The sequence below is a fragment of the Rheinheimera sp. MM224 genome, from assembly GCF_947090785.1.
Classification (GTDB): domain Bacteria; phylum Pseudomonadota; class Gammaproteobacteria; order Enterobacterales; family Alteromonadaceae; genus Pararheinheimera.
On the sequence record NZ_OX352320.1, the window covers coordinates 2,748,973 to 2,767,998 of the forward strand.

12 protein-coding genes are annotated in these 19,026 nt (G+C 46.7%); 8 read left to right on the top strand and 4 right to left on the bottom strand.

Annotated features, from left to right (window positions below; genetic code table 11):
* Positions 1-14 precede the first annotated feature (14 nt).
* Both OM978_RS12895 and OM978_RS12900 read left to right on the top strand, forming a co-directional pair.
* Positions 15-2,768, top strand: a complete 2,754-nt coding sequence (locus OM978_RS12895; RefSeq protein ID WP_264342608.1) for an insulinase family protein — start codon at positions 15-17, stop codon at positions 2,766-2,768.
* A 54-nt stretch (positions 2,769-2,822) separates the two neighbouring features.
* Positions 2,823-5,060, top strand: a complete 2,238-nt coding sequence (locus OM978_RS12900; RefSeq protein WP_264342609.1) for a putative bifunctional diguanylate cyclase/phosphodiesterase — start codon at positions 2,823-2,825, stop codon at positions 5,058-5,060.
* A gap of 116 nt (positions 5,061-5,176) precedes the next feature.
* Here the strand turns inward: OM978_RS12900 and maoP are convergent, their stop codons facing one another.
* The 4 genes from maoP to fadI form a co-directional block, all read right to left on the bottom strand.
* Entirely contained in the window at positions 5,177-5,524 is a 348-nt protein-coding gene (maoP, locus tag OM978_RS12905) for a DUF413 domain-containing protein (protein ID WP_264342610.1), read from the bottom strand.
* A 615-nt stretch (positions 5,525-6,139) separates the two neighbouring features.
* Positions 6,140-8,272, bottom strand: a complete 2,133-nt coding sequence (locus OM978_RS12910) for a S9 family peptidase (RefSeq protein ID WP_264342611.1) — start codon at positions 8,270-8,272, stop codon at positions 6,140-6,142.
* A gap of 212 nt (positions 8,273-8,484) precedes the next feature.
* On the bottom strand, positions 8,485-10,620 hold the full coding sequence (gene fadJ / locus OM978_RS12915; RefSeq protein ID WP_264342612.1) for a fatty acid oxidation complex subunit alpha FadJ: 2,136 nt from the start codon (positions 10,618-10,620) through the stop codon (positions 8,485-8,487).
* On the bottom strand, positions 10,620-11,930 hold the full coding sequence (gene fadI / locus OM978_RS12920) for an acetyl-CoA C-acyltransferase FadI (protein ID WP_264342613.1): 1,311 nt from the start codon (positions 11,928-11,930) through the stop codon (positions 10,620-10,622). The genes fadJ and fadI overlap by 1 nt, the downstream gene beginning before the upstream one ends.
* A 211-nt stretch (positions 11,931-12,141) precedes the next feature.
* On the opposite strand from fadI, the gene OM978_RS12925 reads away from it, so the two are divergent.
* Genes OM978_RS12925 through OM978_RS12950 form a run of 6 tightly spaced genes read left to right on the top strand, consistent with a single transcriptional unit; the run spans position 12,142 to position 18,931 of the window.
* On the top strand, positions 12,142-13,095 hold the full coding sequence (locus OM978_RS12925) for an AAA family ATPase (RefSeq protein WP_233009783.1): 954 nt from the start codon (positions 12,142-12,144) through the stop codon (positions 13,093-13,095).
* Positions 13,096-13,105: 10 nt separating this feature from the next.
* Positions 13,106-14,047 (top strand): DUF58 domain-containing protein, encoded by a 942-nt coding sequence (locus tag OM978_RS12930; RefSeq protein ID WP_264342614.1) that lies wholly within the window; start codon positions 13,106-13,108, stop codon positions 14,045-14,047.
* Positions 14,034-14,492: a DUF4381 domain-containing protein gene (locus OM978_RS12935; protein ID WP_264342615.1), complete on the top strand. Its 459-nt coding sequence runs from the start codon at positions 14,034-14,036 to the stop codon at positions 14,490-14,492. Before OM978_RS12930 ends, OM978_RS12935 begins: the two co-directional genes overlap by 14 nt.
* Positions 14,492-15,484 carry a vWA domain-containing protein gene (locus tag OM978_RS12940; RefSeq protein WP_264342616.1) on the top strand — a complete coding sequence of 331 codons (993 nt, stop codon included), beginning with the start codon at positions 14,492-14,494 and terminating at the stop codon, positions 15,482-15,484. The genes OM978_RS12935 and OM978_RS12940 overlap by 1 nt, the downstream gene beginning before the upstream one ends.
* Positions 15,474-17,294 (top strand): VWA domain-containing protein, encoded by a 1,821-nt coding sequence (locus OM978_RS12945; RefSeq protein ID WP_264342617.1) that lies wholly within the window; start codon positions 15,474-15,476, stop codon positions 17,292-17,294. The genes OM978_RS12940 and OM978_RS12945 overlap by 11 nt, the downstream gene beginning before the upstream one ends.
* Positions 17,288-18,931 (top strand): BatD family protein, encoded by a 1,644-nt coding sequence (locus OM978_RS12950; protein WP_264342618.1) that lies wholly within the window; start codon positions 17,288-17,290, stop codon positions 18,929-18,931. The genes OM978_RS12945 and OM978_RS12950 overlap by 7 nt, the downstream gene beginning before the upstream one ends.
* Positions 18,932-19,026: the final 95 nt, after the last annotated feature.

Sequence of the window (19,026 nt, forward strand, 5' to 3'; positions counted from 1 at the left end):
AAAAAAGCCAGTTAATGCAAAGCCCTAACGATAAGCGTCAGTATCTGGCGCTGACTTTATTGAATGATCTGCCTGTGCTCTTAGTGCATCAACAGGATGCAGAAAAAAGTGCTGCAGCGCTGACTGTCAACGTCGGACACTTCGACGATCCTGCAGAACGCCAAGGTTTGGCGCACTTTCTTGAGCATATGCTGTTTTTAGGCACCGAAAAATATCCGGACGCCGGCGAGTACCAGCATTTTATCAATCATCATGGTGGCAGCCATAATGCATGGACAGGCACTGAGCACAGCAGTTTTTTCTTTGATATAGACACAGACTACTTCGAACAGGCTTTGGACAGATTTGCCGATATGTTCCGCGCGCCGCTGTTTCACGCCGATTACATAGAAAAAGAACGTCAGGCTATTGAAGCCGAGTTTTCATTAAAGCTTAAAGATGACAGCAGACGTATTTATCAGGTGCACAAAGAAACAGTTAATCCGGCCCACCCTTTTGCTAAATTTTCAGTGGGTAATTTGCTGACCTTGTGTGATACGCCGGAACAAAGCCTGCAACAAGCTGTGCAGCAGTTTTTTGACAGCCATTACGGCGCCAGGCGCATGACGTTATGTCTGGTATCCCCTCTGCCATTACAGCAAATGGAACAGCTGGTGCACCAGTATTTTGCTGCCTTGCCCAATCATGTCTGTGCTAAAGCGCCTTTGTCAGAACCTTTATATCTGGCAGAACATCAGGCTTTGCAACTGGATATAGCGCCCCACAAATTCAGTCAGCGTCTGGTCGCCAGTTTCGCATTACCCGACATCCAGCCCTGGTACAAATACAAGCTGATTTCTTTTTTGGCACATTTGTTGGGCGATGAAGGATTTGGTTCTCTGTTGGCGTATTTAAAAGACCAAGGTTGGGTTAACCAATTAAGTGCCGGTGGTGGTATAGACGGCAGTAACTACAAAGATTTCACTTTGTCTTTTGAACTGACAGAGCAAGGCGTTTTTGCCAAAGATCAGATTTTAGAAGCCATGTTTGGTCAGCTGCAATTACTGCGGCAATCACCCTTTCCGGAGCATTTGTTTCTGGAACGTCAGCGCTTAGTGCAATGGAGCTACTTATATCAGGAGCCCAGCACCGCCCTGCAGGGAGCCTGCGATTTATCGGTCAATATGCAGCATTACCCTGTCGATGATTATGTCTATGGTGACTATCGTATGGACTTGCCGCCTGAAGCTTTGTACCGCGAACTGCTGGAGCGTTTCCGTCCTGACAATATGAGGGTGATGTTTATTGCACCTGACATCCAGGCCAATCGTGAAGCTCGCTGGTATCAGACGCCTTATAGTGTGCAACCTTTGGAACAAAGCCAGATCGAGCATTACCTTCACGCTAAGGTGCCACCAGGCAACCATCTGCCACAAAGCAACCCTTATCTGGTGACAGAGCTGAAGTTGCTCTCTGATGCTGACCATATGGCCAAACCACAACTTCTGGTGCAAGAGTCAGGCTTTAAGTTGTGGTTTAAAGCAGACACCGATTTTAAAACGCCAAAAGGCCATATTTTTGTCCAATTGAATTTGCCTAACTGCATTGGATCTGTCAGCCAAATGGCATGTAGTCGTTTATGGCTGGAATTGTTTCAGGATCAGATCAACGAAAGTTTTTATGCCGCCACTACAGCAGGTTTAACCTACAATTTGCATGTGCAGCATAGTGGCATTAGCTTGCACAGCAGTGGTTTGGCAGGCAATCAGATTAAGTTAGTGGCTGATTTATTGGCTCAAATGGCGTTTTGTCAGTTTGATGAACAACGTTTTGATGAAATTAAACGTCAGTTAATCAGGCACTGGCAAAACCACAGCAAAAACAAACCCGTCTCCAAACTCTTTAGTCAGCTGTCGTCTTTATTACAGCCGTTAAACCCGGATATTGACCAACTTGCGGCAGCTTTGCAGCAACAGAGCTACAGCGATTTTATTCAGTTTCACCATCAGTTATTGCAACAAGTGCATCTGGATGCCTTTATGGTTGGCAATTGGCACGCCTCGGATGCAACTCAGTTAAGTCAGGCGTTAAAAGGTTGGCTTTCAGAGCAGAACCAAGGCGAAGCTTTACCCCGTCAGCGCTACAATACGCAGGGTATAGGCCCGGTCTGGGTTAAGGTTCCAGTTGAGCATAGTGATCAGGCACTGGTGATTTATTTGCCATCACGGCAAAAACAACCCGTGGATATGGCGCTTTTCATGCTGGCCAATCATTTACTCTCACCTGAGTATTTCCATGTACTGCGCACTGAACAGCAATTGGGTTATCTGGTAGGCACAGGCTATGTACCTATGAACCTGCTGCCTGGTATTGCCTTTTATATTCAAAGCCCTGCAGCCTCCTGCGCCGATTTGTATAAAGCCACTTTGGCTTTTTACAAAAACTTCCTGTCTGAGCTGGAAGAGCTGGATGAAGAAGAGTTTGTGCAGATGAAACAAGGTCTGGCGACCCAGATAAAAGAGCGCGACAGCAGCTTAGGTGCCAGAGCCAAGCGCTTGTGGCTGGCAATTGGCCAAGGTGATCATCAGTTTGATTTAAACGAGCAGATAGAAATAGCACTGGAACAATTAAGTCTGAAAGACTTTATCGCATTCTTCTACCAGTTACTGGCACCTGATTACGATGCCATTTTTCTGGCTACGGGCGATAAACCGGATCATAGCCATTTAACTGAGCAAAACCCATTCAATTTATTAGAGAAATTACCTTTATTAGCGGAATGGCTTTGACAGTGCGGATAACATTGGTTACCGTGAATTGATATCAATTAAAAAAGTCTGACTGTGCGCCTGACTCCTGTTTTATCGCTGCAATTAAGCCTTGTGATTCTTGCACCTTCGCCTGCCTATGCCGCAGGTTGGCAGCAATTGCAACCTTATGTGCTGACCGTCATCTCCGCCCTCTCTATAGTTGCGCTCGCATTAGCTCATCTGAGCATAGTGCGGATGCGACGTTACCAGTCCAAACTGGAGCAAAGTGAAGAGCGTTTACGTTTGTCCTTATGGGGCAGCGGCGATGAGTTATGGGACTGGGATATGCAAGCCGGTCAGTTGTATCGCTCCAGCTCCTGGCATCAACCTCTGGAGAAGCCGGGTGACAGTCAGCAGTTTCCGCCTAATCGTTCTGAAATCCATCCACAGGACGTAGAACGGGTGACCAGTTCGCTGCAACAGCACATGCACGGTATGACCCCTATATTTGAAGCCAGTTATCGCATTAAAGCAGCGAACGGCCAATGGGTCTGGGTATTGGATCGTGGCAAAGTGGTGCAGTTGAATGAACAAGGTCAGGCCATCCGCATGACCGGTACCTTAAAAAATATTCAGCAACTTAAAGAAACGGAAGAACGCTTAAGCTTATTCGCGCGTTGCCTGGATAATATCTCAGATGCAGTCATGGTCTGTGATACCCATTTCGCTTTATTAGAAGTCAACCCGGCCTTTGTCAGCATGACAGGTAGAAGCCGTGAATCTGCGCTGCATAGCGTGTTTGAACTTTTCCTCTACCCTGCCCGCTTTTTACACGAAATCCGGCAGTCCTTATTAGAGCAAGGTTATTGGGCTGGTGAAATTGAAGATAAAAGGCATAACGGTGAGCTGTATCAGGCCGAATTGAGTTTTGATGTGATTAAAGACGAACTGGGGCAAGTGCAGCAGTTTGTTGGTGTGATCTCCGATATCAGCGAGCGGAAAAAACGCGAAGCTGAACTTAACCGTCTGGCCGATACGGATACTTTAACTGGCTTGCCAAACAGGGCTCGTTTTTCCAGCCATTTAAGCCAGTTAGTACGAGAGCAGGTCGAACATGCACTTTTGGTGTTCGATTTAGATAACTTCAAAAAAATTAACGACTCGCTTGGGCATGAACTTGGCGACACCTTGTTATGTAAATTGTCTGAGCGTTTAAGTTTATTTACCCGCTTTAAAGCAAAACTCTACCGATTGGGCGGAGATGAATTTGCCGTAGTGCTGGAAAATACCAACGATATTCACAGCATCACCAGTCTGGCTAAAGACTTACTAAAACAAATTAACCTGCCATTTTTTATCGAGCAGCATGAGCTGGCAATCACCAGTAGTATTGGCATAGTGCTGTATCCGGAAGATGGTCACGACCCTCAGGCGCTGCTGCGTAATGCCGATACGGCGATGTATCATGCCAAACACGAAGGCGCCAACCGTTACCTGTTTTTTAATGACTCGATGAACAAGCTGGCGGTCAAACGTTTGCAGGTAGAAAACCTGATCCGTCATGGCTTAAAAGAAGATTATTTTACGGTGTTTTATCAGCCAAAGATGGACATAGTCACAGGTCAGCTGGTGGGTATGGAAGCCTTGGTACGTTTTATTACACCGAAAAAAGGCTTAATCAGCCCGGCCTCTTTTATTCCTGTAGCAGAAGAAACAGGCCAAATTCTTGAAATTGGTGAAGTGGTTCTGCAAAAAACCTGCGAAGACGTCAAACGCTGGATAGATATGGGCCTGTTTCATGGCCGTGTTGCTGTGAACTTATCAGCCAAGCAGTTTATGCTGCCGTTTTTGTGTGAGCAGATAGACGACATACTGCAACGCTCTGAACTGCCCTCTTATCATCTGGAGCTGGAAATCACCGAAGGCACAGTTATGCAATCGCCCACTTTGGCGATAGATACGATGAAGAAGCTTCGGGCTCGTGGTATTCATTTAGCCATGGATGACTTTGGTACCGGCTACTCGTCTTTAGCATACTTAAAGCAGTTTCCGCTCAATACACTGAAAATAGACAAAGCTTTTATCGACGATATGAACACAGCCCGTGGTCGCAATATGGTGGACACTATAGTCACCATAGCGCACAACCTGAACCTGACAGTGGTAGCGGAAGGGGTGGAGCAAGCTGAGCAGCTGCAACAGCTTAAACAGCTGCGCTGTGAGATTATTCAGGGCTATTTCTACAGTAAGCCTTTGTCGGCTCATGATTTTGGTTTGTTCTTAAAACAACAGAAACAACAGAAACCAAAACTGACTGCTGTGCCTGGTTAAAACGGCTTTGGTCTTCAGGCTGTACATCATTAATAACACAAAATAAAAAGAGGGTTAGTAAAGATCGAGTGCTAAGCACCGGATCTCTACTAACCCTCTTTTCAGAGTATTACTTTTTAATCTGCGTCGTTATCTACAAAAGAGAAGTCTTCACCACCATCTGCAATACGCTTCTTACCGAACACGGTATGGAATTTGCGTTTTTCCTGCAGACGTTGTTTGTACTTCACCCAGACCTTTTCATACTGGCTGGCTGCTTCCTGTTCGCCTTTGCAAACAGCGATAAAACGTTGTTCTTCTTCATTGACTGGCTGGCGTGAGCCTGCTTCCAGTTCCTGCATGGCGTTGCCATGTTTTTCCAGCAGATTACCCTCTGCCAGAGTAAAGCGCCCGGACCTGGTGAATCCCTTAGGGAAATTCTGGTCATCGAAAAAGCGACGATTAGCGACAAAACTTTGCTGCATCACTTTTTTCCTCTAATTTTGTTGTATCTACAGCTATCCGAATCAAACTGTGCGCAGTATGGTAAACAAAATCAGACTCGTCAAACAAAAATTTTGCTTTGTCAAAAGAAATGATTTTGTAATGCCGCAGAAGCCGCATTTTGTTCAGAAAACAATCGCAACTGGTTGACGAATAAACCTTTTAATCCGTCCAAATTGCAAATTTTGATACGTAATGAATATCAGACAGGATCAGTGTTAAAAGAAATTTGAAAAACGACCGAAGGCACGGCGTAATGTCAGTCTTTTATGATTATGAAACAGAGGAAGCACTAAAGGTCCTAAACATAAAGCCGCCAATGCCCAGCGTTTAGCAGCCATTCCGGCACGTAAGGCCGCAATATAGACACTGACACTGCTCAGACAAAAAAGACTCAGGATAAAAACCACACTGAACTCCCGCTTAGTAACTCTGCTTAAAAAACCGCCGCACTATACCAGACAGATAACCTCTTGACTGTGAAAAACACCGACAAATGCGACGAAAGTCTAAGTCATGGAGCTAAAAAAGAAAAAACGGCGCACATCACAAATCCAGCGCCGCTATTTTATAGCCTTAGACTTTTAGGCTTGAGCTTAAGGAGCAGGTGTTGCTGGTAACAGAGACAAAATAAAAGCGTATTCGTCGGCAATTTCAATCATGCGTGAGAAACGCCCGGATTTGCCACCATGGCCCGCTTCCATATTGGTGCGGAACAATAGAGGGTGCTGATCCGTTTTGATAGTACGCAGCTTAGCCACCCATTTTGCAGGTTCAAAATACTGCACTTGTGAGTCATGCAAGCCTGTAGTGACTAACATGGCTGGATAGGCCTGCTTTTTGAGCTGATCATAAGGTGAATAGGACAACATGTAGTCGTAATAGACTTTTTGTTTTGGATTGCCCCACTCGTCAAATTCATTGGTGGTCAGCGGAATAGACTCGTCCAGCATAGTAGTGACTACATCGACAAAAGGCACATGGGCCACTAAACCACGGTATTTCTCCGGGGCCATATTGGCAATAGCGCCCATCAATAAACCACCTGCACTGCCGCCCATCGCAAAAACTTTATCTTTCGCAGCGTATTTTTGTGCCACCAGATAATCAGTCACGTCGATAAAGTCGGTGAAGGTATTGACCTTTTTCAGCAACTTGCCGTTTTCATACCAGCTGCGGCCCATTTCCTGGCCACCGCGAATATGAGCTATAGCGTAGACAAAACCACGATCCACTAAAGACAAGACGGTGCTGCGAAAGGATGGTGAACTGGATATACCATAAGAGCCATAAGCGTATTGATACAAAGGCGCAGTGCCGTCTTTTTTCAGACCTTTTTTATACAACAGGCTGACCGGAATTTGAGTACCATCTTTGGCTGTGGCCCAGACCCGCTCTGTCTGGTAGTTGTTTTTATCAAAACCACCTAAGACTTCCTGTTGCTTCAATAAACGCTTTTCACCTGTTTTCATATGCATTTCATAGACGGAAGGTGGAGTCGTCAAGGAGGTATAGCTGTAACGCAACCACTGGCTGTTTTGCTCTGGATTATTGTCGGTTTTGGCCACATAAGCGGCTTCATCGGATTCTACATACACCACTTTGCTTAAATCAGACCATGGCATCAGACGCACTCTGTCCAGACCATTGCTGCGCTCGTTAATCACCAGATAGTCGGTAAATAGCTGGAAGGAATCAATAAAGACATCAGGGTTATGCGCCAACAACGGTTGCCAGCGACTACGATCACCAATTTTGTCATCATTGACCGTCATCAAACGATAGTTAGGCGCATCCCAGTCGGTCATAATCACCCAACGATTATCTATATGCTCCACTTCATATTTAAAATCGCGCTGACGTGGTGCTATAGCGGTAAATTTGCCTTTTTTATCGTCAGATTTCAGCACCAGCATTTCATTGGATACTGTGCTGCCAAGCCAAATCACTACGAACTTATCATCAGCACTGTTGCCCACGCCCATGTAAAAACTGCTGTCTTTTTCTTCATACAGCACTTCATCTTTCGCCACAGCCTGACCCAGGGTATGACGACGAACTTTGGTCCCTAATAAAGTTTGCGGGTCTTTTTCAATATAAAACAACTGACTGTTATCAGCCGACCAGGCGATAGAGGCTTCAGCGCCGGTAATGGTTGTGGCTAAGTCTTTGCCTGTGCGCAGGTCACGAACTTTGAGGTTGTAATTACGACGGCCAGTAGTGTCTTCTGCATAAGCCAGCAACTGCTGATTAGGACTAACCTGATAGTTGCCTATCTGATAGAAGTCTTTGCCCTCTGCCATGCTATTGACGTCCAGCATCACTTGCTCAGCACCACCTGCTTTGGGCTTACGCGCATAAATCGGGTACTCTTTGCCTTGCTCGTAGCGGGTATAGTAGGAATAGTCGCCTTTCACCACAGGCACTGTGCTGTCGTCTTGTTTGACCCGGCCAATAATTTCATCGGCCAGACTTTTACTCAAACTTTTGTATTGGTCGGCATACTGCTGGTAATACTGGTTTTCAGCGTTCAGGTAAGCCAATACATCGGGAGCCTGTCTTTTATCGTCCCGCAACCAATAATAGGGATCTTGCCTGTCGCCATTTTCTGACTTCACTACGTAAGGTTTTACTGGCGCTACAGGCGCTGATGCAGGCATCGCAGCCATAATGTGCAAACTGGTGAGCATAGCAACTCCATAACCAAGGATACGGACCGGATTGGGCATATTTTTCTCTCTTTATTGTGCATGGATTCGGTGGTTAAAAAACAACAAAACGTTAACACAACGAGGATTTCACAACCACAGCAGGAGCGTACTTATGCGACGAATAAGATGTAACAAAAAAAGACTGTGTCAGAACCTAAAATGAGAGAGGCAAAGAAAATAACAAAAAAGGCTTCTAACAGGTAGAAGCCTTTTTAAAGTCAAAACATAACTTAATAAAAAGTCGTGTTTTGTTCTGCTTTTTCCAGCAACAGCTTGCTTGGGGCAAAACGTGCGCCAAAACGGCTCTCAAAGCTGCGCAGATGCGCGATTAAAGTGGCGGCACCCATCTGATCGATATAACGGAACGGGCCGCCTAAGAACGGCGGGAAGCCTATACCGAAGATGGCGCCTATATCACCGTCACGGGCGCTGCTTATAATGCCTTCTTCTAAGCAGCGCACTGCCTCGTTCAGCATTTGCACCACGCAGCGCAGCGCTATTTGATCGCCGCTTAATTTAGCAGCTGGGTTTAAACCAAGCACGCTATAAACCGAAGCATCGACCTGCTTTTTGCCTTTGGCTTTGGCACCGTACAGGTAAAAACCTTTTTCGGTCTTACGGCCTTTACGGCCATCCGCCAGTAAGCGGTCAAATGCAGCTGGTGCAGTAAAACGCTCACCCAATTCATTCAGCAGAATAGGCGAAATTTTAGCGCCTACGTCTATACCCACTTCATCCAGCAAGGTAATAGGACCGACAGGGAAACCAAATTTCACCAGCGCTTTATCCAGCGCTTCAACTGGTTCGCCTTCGAGCAGTATATTGGCCGCTTCATTCATATAAAGCGCCAGAATACGGTTGACATAAAAACCTGCGCCGTCTTTCACGACTATAGGCGTTTTGCCTTGCTTACGGGCAAAAGCCACAGTAGTCGCAATAGTTTCAGCCGAGGTTTTGTCATGCGCTATCACTTCGACCAGTGGCATTTTATCCACAGGAGAGAAGTAATGCAGGCCAATGACATTTTCAGGGCGAGCCGCTTTGGCTGCGATCTGACCTATAGGCAATGAACTGGTATTGCTGGCAAAGACCGTATGTTCAGAGCAATTGGCTTCGATATCAGCGACCATCTGCTGTTTTAAATTTAAATCTTCAAATACAGCTTCGACTACTAAATCCACATCGTGGAATCCGCTGTAATCGGTCGTGCCTGTCAGCAAAGACATTTGTTTTTGCACTTCAGTCTTAGTGACAAAACGCTTACGCAGCTTTTTCTCTAGCAGGCTGTAGCTGTATTTCATCGCATTGGAAATACCCTGCTGACTAATGTCTTTAATCCGCACCGGCACACCCGCTTTAGTGGCTGTAACGTTGGCGATACCACCGCCCATCAAACCACCACCTAAAATGGCGGCTTTGCGCACTTTACGGGGTTGAACATCCCCTGCCCCAGTCTCTTTTTTCATCTGAGTAGTGGCAAAAAACAAGGACCGTAAAGCTTTGGACTCACTGGTCATGCAGAGCTCACCAAAAGCTTTAGCTTCCACATCCAGGCCTTTATTAAAACCACCATCCACACCAGCTTTAATGGCGTTGAGGATCTTCAGCGGCGCCGGATAATTGCCATGAGTTTTAGCTAAAGTTTGTTTTTCAGCCTGGCTAAATACAATAGCCCGGCCAAAAGGCGTTTTTTCCAGCACTTTACCAACAAAGTTCAGTTTGACTTCACGAGCTGCCGGTTTGCCTTGCTTTGCCAGTTGTAGCGCCAGTTGCACTGCGGCTTCGAGCAAAATACTTTTAGGTACAACGGCATCGACTAAACCGATTTTTTTCGCCTGAGCAGCACGCAACTGCTTACCGGTTAAAATCATATCCAAAGCTTTTTGAATACCAACCAGACGAGGCAAACGCTGAGTACCACCGCTACCTGGCAATAAACCTAACTGCACTTCAGGTAAACCCAATACAGTTTTGTTGTCTGTAGTCGCAACTCGGGCATGACAGGCTAAAGCCAGCTCTAAACCACCGCCTAAACAAGGGCCATGAATAGCTGCCACTAACGGAATAGATAAAGCTTCAAGCTGGTTAAACACTAGTTGGCCCATACGACCTATGTCTTCGGCTTGCTGAGCTGTAGTGCAGCCATCCAGCATAGAAATATCGGCACCTGCGATAAAAGAATCCGGCTTGCCACTGATAATAACTAAACCTTTGATGTCTTTATTGTTTTTAATTTCACTGAGCAAAGATTTAATCTCATCAGCAAAAGCAGCTTTGAGCACATTCATGCTCTCACCTGCCACATCCATGCTGATCACACCAATATGATCAGGGCGAATGCTTAGGCTAAAAGTCGGCTGGCTCATTATTCAGTCTCCACTATCATAGCTGCACCTAAACCACCGGCAGCGCAGGCTGTGGTTAAACCAATACCACCACCACGGCGTTTTAATTCATTTAACGTCTGGGTAATTAAACGGGTGCCGGTAGCAGCAAAAGGATGGCCGTAAGCTAAAGAGCCGCCAATGACGTTAAATTTCGCCATATCGATGTCACCTATGGCTTCAGAGCGACCCAGTTTTTGTTCAGCAAAAGTTTTGCTACCAAACATTTTCATATTGGCCAGCGCCTGAGCGGCAAAAGCTTCGTGCATTTCAATCAGGGTTAAGTCAGACAGCTTCAAACCGGCACGATCCAAAGCAATTGGCGTCGCATACGATGGGCCCATCAGCATATCTTCCCACACATCGATTGCGGCAAAAGCGTAACTGCGGATATAACCCAGCACTTCATAACCCATAGCTTTAGCACGGCTTTCAGTCATCATCAGTACAGCTGAAGCACCATCTGTTAGTGGAGTACTGGTGGCTGCTGTGACAGTACCAAACTGACGGTCGAATACTGGTTTTAACTTGCTGTACGATTCCAGTTTGGAATCCATACGAATATTGTTGTCGATTTCAAGGAAGGTTTTGTACGGCTCGATATGAGCGGCCATTACTTCATCTTTTAATAAACCATCTTTCCAGGCCTGCGCAGCTAAGCTATGTGACCGGTGCGCCAGCGCATCCTGGTCGGCACGGCTGATGCCATAGGTTTTGGCCATTTGTTCAGCGGTATCGCCCATCGACAAGCCAGTGCTGTATTCAGCCACTGCTGGAGGCACTGGCAACAAATCCTTTAAACCTAAACGGCGGAAAATTGCCAGTTTCTGACCAAAAGTTTTGGCTTTGTTTAAATCGACCAGAGCACGGCCTAATTTTTTGCTGACACCAATAGGCAATACTGAGCTTGAATCTGCACCACCGGCGATTGCGATTTCAGTGTGGCCTGCCATCATGCTTTCGGCCACACTGACCACAGACTGGAAGCTGGTGGCACAAGCACGGGTCACGCTAAAGGCATCGGTATGCACATTCATGCCAGTGCCCAGAACTATTTCACGGGCGATGTTTGGTGCTTCCGGCATTTGTACAACTTGACCAAAAACCAATTGATCTATTAACTTGGGCGACAATTCGCTACGGATCAGCAGTTCATTGACCACCAGCTTGCCCAGTTCCAGTGCTGAAATGCCATGGAATTCGGTCGCTTGTTTCGCAAATGGAGTACGCAGACCACGCACTATGGCGATACGGTCTCCCTGACGTGTGGTAAGTTGTATTGGCGCGGCCATAAAAGTCCTCTTTCTGTGTTTACCGTGACAGGTCTGACCTGTAGATAATTCGATTGTAACCAGAGATCAGGCAAATTAAAACACTTGTTTTAAAACGTCTTGAACCTTATATAAAAGCAAGTGGTCTTAGCCTAGCTTTTTTTAGAGCTAACTGCTTGGAAAATAAACAACAATAACTGACGACAATAACCTAAAAACAGTAGTGAGTATTATGGTAAAGGCATTCTCCGCGTTAAAAGACTATCTGGACGGTCAGGTCTTAGGTCAGCATGCGCTGACGGAAGGTATTTTGTTGGCTTTATTGGCCAATGGTCATTTGTTGGTGGAAGGCCCACCTGGTTTAGCCAAAACCAGAGCAGTGAACGCATTGGCACATGGGGTAGAAGGTCGTTTTCACCGCATTCAGTTTACACCCGACTTATTACCAGCCGATTTAACAGGCACAGATATCTACCGTCCTGAAACAGGTCAATTTGAATTTCAGGCAGGCCCTTTGTTCCACCATATTATTCTGGCGGACGAAATTAACCGCGCACCAGCTAAAGTGCAGTCGGCTTTGTTAGAAGCTATGGCGGAAAAACAAATCACTGTAGGCCGGAAAACTTATGCGTTGCCTGAGCTGTTTTTAGTGATGGCAACCCAAAATCCGCTGGAGCAGGAAGGCACTTATCCTTTACCAGAAGCACAGCTGGACAGATTTTTATTGCATCTGAAAGTGGATTATCCGGATGCAGCCACTGAACTGGCTATTTTGCGTTTAACCCGGGGCGAAGCTTTAGCTCATGAAAAAGCCAAATTAAGCCCTATCAGTCAGGCCGATATTTTTGCCGCCCGTCAGGACATTTTAAAATTGCACATGGCCGAAAGCCTCGAAAACTACATAGTGCAGCTGGTGATGGCGACCCGAAATGCCAAAGCCTACAGTGAACAACTGGCGAAATGGATAGCTTATGGTGCAAGTCCACGTGCCAGTATTGCATTGGAGCGTTGTGCCCGTGCTAAAGCCTGGTTAGAAGGCCGTGATTTTGTGACGCCGGATGATATTCAGGCGGTATTTTTTAATGTGTTACGTCATCGTCTGATCTTAACCTACGATGCCGAAGCTCAGGGTTTAAGCACAGACGATGTGCTCAGAGAGATTTTAAAACTGGTTCCGGTTGCCTGATGTGTCTTTGATGAATACCCAACTTCAGCTTGAACAACTGGCCACAGACGGTATCCATCTGGATTTACCGCAGCTGCTGGCCTATCAGCGTCATCATGCTTTGCTGGATTTAGCGCCCAAAATGGCGATTCAAAGTAAGTTGGCGGGCTCCTATCTGGCGCGCAGTAAAGGCCGTGGTATGGAGTTTGATGAAGTGCGGCATTACCAGAGCGGTGATGACGTGCGTACCATCGACTGGCGGGTCACAGCACGCACCGGCAAAGTACACACTAAGCTATTTCGCGAAGAAAAAGAACGTCCGGTTTTTATCCTGACTGATATGTCTGAGTCGATGCGGTTTGGTACAAAACTGCTGCTTAAGTCAGTACAGGCTGCGCATTTAGCCGCCTTATTGGCCTGGCATGTGCGTGAAACCGGCGACAAACTCGGTGGGCTGGTATTTAGTGAACAGCAATTGCTGGAGCTCAAACCTGCAGCACGTAGCCAGGCCGTATTACGCTATTTAAATGCGCTGATTAAAATTCAGCAAAATCAGGGGATGGCTGCAGAGTCTAACCTCAATCATGCTTTGGGTTTAATGCGTCGTTTAGCCCGTCCTGGCTCACTTCTTTTTGTGATCTCAGATTTTAGCGCGCTTGACGCACAAGGCTTGCGTCATTTACAGGCGATGCGCCAGCATAATGAAATTCGTTGTGTGCATATTACCGACCCTTTGGATTTGAAGCTGCCATTGTCTGCTTCTGGTTTAGCTGCGGTAACCGACGGTCAGGAGCTGAAAACACTCGACCTGGGATCTTCCGCGTTAAAACATAGTTATCAGCAGCAACAAAGCCAATGGCAACAGGCCTTGCAGTTGAACTTAAAAAAGCTTAACTGTCGCTATTTAGAGATAAGTGCAGCCTTGCCTTTGATTGAACAATTAAACAGGAGTTGGCCTGATGGCGAACACTGAACCCCAACTGGCTTTAGCTGATATTCAGGAACCAGTTTTGAACACCTTCTGGCCACCTGCACCAGGCTGGTGGTTACTTGCAGTACTGGTGATTTTATTGCTCGCCTACGGCTTTCGCTTTTTCTGGAAAAAATGGCAAAAAGCCTTACCTTTACGCCAGGCCAAAGCGGAATTGCGACTGATTAAAGCTCCAGACCAAAGCGCTGAACTGAATGAACTGCTAAAACGATTGCTGCATTGTTACAGCCCACGACATCCGGTTTTATCTGCGCCAGTGAGGCGATGGCAGGACTTTTTACAGCAGCAATTACCACAGCATTCATTGCCGGATTTACAAGCTGTGTTGTATAAACAGCAGCCTGATCAAGCTGACTTTGCCCTTTATCTGCAGTTTGCGACCCAATGGCTGAATAAAGTCTCTGCCAAACAGCTGGAGCAGCTTTGATGTTTGAATTTAGCTATCCCTGGCTGTTTATCCTGCTCCCTTTGCCATTGTTGCTGCGCCGTAAAACTCAGCAACAAGGCAGCCCTTTAACACACAAAGCCCTGATTAAAGCCAGCAGCCAGACTGATGGACTGACAAGTAAAGCGCCCCGCTCTGTCAAAACCCTAATAGCACTGCTGTGCTGGTGTTTTTTAGTGCTCGCAGCGACCCAACCTAAGTGGCTGGGAGAGACTGTGACCTTGCCACAACAAGGCCGGGATCTGATGTTAGCGCTGGATTTATCCGGTTCGATGGCGATCAGTGATATGCAGCATCAGGGTCAAAGCATAGACAGGCTGCAGGCGGTGAAGCTGGTCGTCAGCGACTTTATTCAGCAGCGTAAAGGCGATCGTATTGGCCTGATTTTATTTGGCGATGCAGCTTATCAGCAAACCCCTTTAACTTATGATTTAACCACCATTCAAACCATGCTGGATGAAGCAGTACGGGGCTTAGTCGGTGAACGTACCGCTATAGGCGAAGCCATAGGGCTAGCCGTTAAACGCTTAAACGCTTATGAAACCTCAAATAAAGTACTGATCCTATTGAGTGATGGCGCCAATACTGCTGGCGTTATTCAGCCGATGGAAGCCTTACAACTGGCCAAAGCCGCCGGAGTCAAAGTGTATACTGTAGGTGTTGGAGCCGAACAAATGGTGCAACAAAGCATTTTTGGCCGTCAGCTCATTAACCCTTCTCAGGATTTAGACGAAGTGCTGTTGACACGTATCGCAGAAGAAACCGGTGGCAAGTATTTCCGTGCCCGTGATTTAGCTGAACTGGCACAAATTTATAAGCTGCTGGATCAATTAGAGCCGATAGAACGCGATCAAATCAGCTACCGTCCTCAGCAAAGTCTTTTACACTGGCCTTTATTCGCTGCGTTGTTTTGTTCTGTGTTACTTGCCTTAGGCCAGATCAGATGGTCAGGGAGAAAAAAACATGTGGGCTGATTTTCATTGGTTAAGACCAGAGTATTTCTGGTTACTACTGCCAACGCTGCTGATTTGGGGTTTATTTGCCAAACTGCGCCAACCACAAAGCGCATGGCAACACTGGATAGCGCCACATCTGCAAAAGGAGTTATTAACTGTTCCAGCCAAACATCAGCAAAAACCTGTGTTGTGGCTGCTGTTGATCATCTGGTTGCTGAGTGTGATTGCTCTGGCAGGCCCCAGTTGGCAACGTTTACCCATGCCAGTGTTTCAACTTAAAAAAGCCACTGTGATTTTGATGGATATGTCGATGTCGATGCGCACCACAGACTTATCCCCAGACCGTTTTACTCAGGCCCGCTTTAAAGCGCTGGATTACATCAATGGTATTAAAGAAGGTGAACTGGCTTTAGTCAGCTTTGCTGGCGATGCTTTTGTCATATCCCCTTTAACTCAGGATCACAATAACGTGCGGCTGCTGTTGCCTGAACTCAGTCCTGATATTATGCCGGTGCAGGGTTCTAACCTTGAGGCCGCATTAGTGCTTGCCGATCAGCTGCTCAAACAAGGCGGTTATGTGCAGGGTGATGTGGTGCTTTTTACCGACGGCTTTGCTTCATCTGATTATCCCCGCCTGCGTGAGCTGATGGATAACTTTCCACACCGCTTGTCTGTGCTGGCTTTTGGTACTACCCAAGGTGCGCCAGTACGTTTAAGCAATGGCGAATTATTAAAAGACCATCAGGGTGCTATAGTGCTTCCCCGCGTCCCTCTGGCACAGCTGCAACAATTAGCAGAGTTGCGCTCAGGTGTTTTTGCCGTGGCAGGTTCAGAAGATACCGATATAGACGCCCTGCTCGCACTGAAACCATTAGATAAAAAAACCGACAGCGACGAGCAGCAAAAACTCTTTGGTGATCAATGGCAGGACAATGCAGTTTATCTGGTCTGGTTATTATTACCTTTCGCCTTGTGGCTGCATAAACGTGGTGCCCTGACAGTGTTCGTACTGGTACTTTTTATGCCAAAAGCCGAAGCCTTTGAATGGAGTGACCTCTGGCAGACCCAACAACAAAAAGCACAGCAGTCTTATCAGCAAGGGGATTACTCAAGCGCCTGGCAGAATTTTGAAGACCCGTTATGGAAAGGCAATGCTGCTTATAAAGCAGAAGATTATGCCGCAGCTGAACAGTCCTATCGCCAGTTGGATACCGCAGATTCGCTGTACAATCTGGGTAATAGTCTGGCGCAACAAAAAAAATATCAGGATGCGATAGAAGCCTATCAACAAGCTCTGGCTAAAAACCCGCAGCTTGATAAAGCTCAGCAAAACATCGATGCGGTGAAAAAGGCGCAGGAACAGCAACAGCAGCAACAACAGCAAAAAGGTGAAGGCGAACAACAGGGCGAGCAGCAAGGTGAGCAATCCGGTGACCAGTCTGGTGAGGAAGGTGAAGGCTCTGAATCAAAACAGCAGTCAAAAGAGCAATCCTCACAACAGTCATCAGAACAGCAGTCTGCTGAACAAGGCAATGATGCTGCGTCACAAAAAGATCAGCCGCCGGGCCAGACGCAGCAGCAAAAACAACAAGAACAACAACAAGCCGCTGAACAGGCAGAACAAAACAAAGATACAAAAGAATCGCAGCAGCAAAAGGCAATTTCCGAAGCCTGGCCTAATGCAAACGCTGAGCAAAGTCAGCAGCTGGATAATTTATTACGCAAAGTACAAGATGATCCCTCTTTGTTATTACGCCGCAAGATGGCGATTGAATATCAAAAACGTCGTTATGATCAACCACCAGCCGGAGTTGTCGAAGAATGGTAAAGCAGTGGTTATGCCTGTTTTTAATAGTGTCCAGCCCGGTCTGGGCTTTCACTGAATTAAAAGTATCGCTGGATAAGAATCCTTTGTTATTAGGTGAAACAGCTGTGCTGGAGTTGGTGGCCGATGATCAGGTCGCCCATCAACCTGATTTCTCGGTACTGGACAAAGATTTTATAGTGCAAGGCCCTTCTATGGGTCAGCAAATGCAAATCATCAACGGCCAGGCCAGCCGCACCACCAGTTGGCGTTTGCTACTTAAGGCTAAACAAAGCGGTACTTTTACTATTCCCGCCTTTGAAATTGAAGGGGTTAGTTCTTCCCCTATTGAAGTCGAAGTCGTCAAAGGCTCTGCCCAGACGCAAACCACGAATGACGCTCAGCTGTTTTTACAAAGTAGTCTGGATAGCACTCAACTTTATGTACAACAACTGGCCTATCTGGAAGTAAAAATCTTTTTTCAGGGCGATTTACAGCGAGGCTCGCTGAGTGAACCTAAAGTGGATGGTCTGAGCATTGAACAATTGGGGAAAGACAAAGAAGGCTCAGAACTGGTTAACGGTGAACGCTACCGCACTTTTAGCCGTCAATATCGGCTGATCCCGGAGCGTAGTGGCACTTTTGTGCTACCTGGTTCGACACTCAGCGGTGAAATGCTGGACAGAAACTCAGGCCGTTATGATTATTTTGCCCAGACCAAACCTGTTAATGCCCAAGCCAATGATTTAACTATTGAAGTCGCCGCCAAACCGGATAATTTCCCGGGTGACTGGCTGATCGCCGATTTAGTCAGCCTGAATGAAGAATGGAGCCCGGCCACCGATCAGCTCACTCAAGGTGAACCTGTCACCCGCACTATCACCATCACAGCGCTGGATGTGGCTGAACATCAGTTACCGGATTTAACTCTTGATACTCCTGATGGTGTAAAACTCTATAAAGAACAACCTCATGCTAAACAAGCAGAGCGTAATGGCACCCTGGTATCACAAAAAGTCTTTAGCATGGCAGTCGTAGCCAATAAAGCAGGTGAGCTGGTATTGCCGGAGGTGAAACTACCCTGGTGGAATAAAAAAACCAATTCAGTGCACTATGCGACCTTGCCGGAAAAACGTTTAACAGTGCAGATAAACCCTGAACTGCCGCAGCAAAGTGCTGCACCTGTGGTAGTGCCAACAAAGCAGGTACCTATGATTCAGGCGACAGAAACGAACCCATGGCAATGGAATTACACCAGCTCGGTAATCAGCCTGCTCTGGCTGAGCTCTGTTGTTTTGCTGCTTTGGTTCAGACCAACAAAAACAGTTGCCGTAAAGACTTCAATGCACAATTCCGGCTCAGCCAAAGCCAATCCTAAAAAGCTGCAGCAGGCTTGTCACAACAATGATGCGACAGCAGCACGGCAATGGCTGATGTTGTGGGCAGAACAACAATTCGGCCGCCCACCCGCTTCATTAACCGAATTAGCAAACTGGTGCAAAGATGCTGCTTTTGCTGAGCAATTACAGCTGCTAAACCAACAGCTCTATCAGAAAGAGCAGCAAAGCTGGCAAGGTAAAGCCTTGTGGATTTGCTGGTCAGAGTTATCAGTGGAGAAGGCAGCTTACAAATCTGCTTTGCCAGAACTGTACCCGGAATAAAAGTCAGCCGTGATTGGCAGCAGCACTTTGTTTGTCTGCCTTAAAAAACTGGCTGTTGTTTAACGCTATTGGTAGCATGCGCCAATTTATAACTA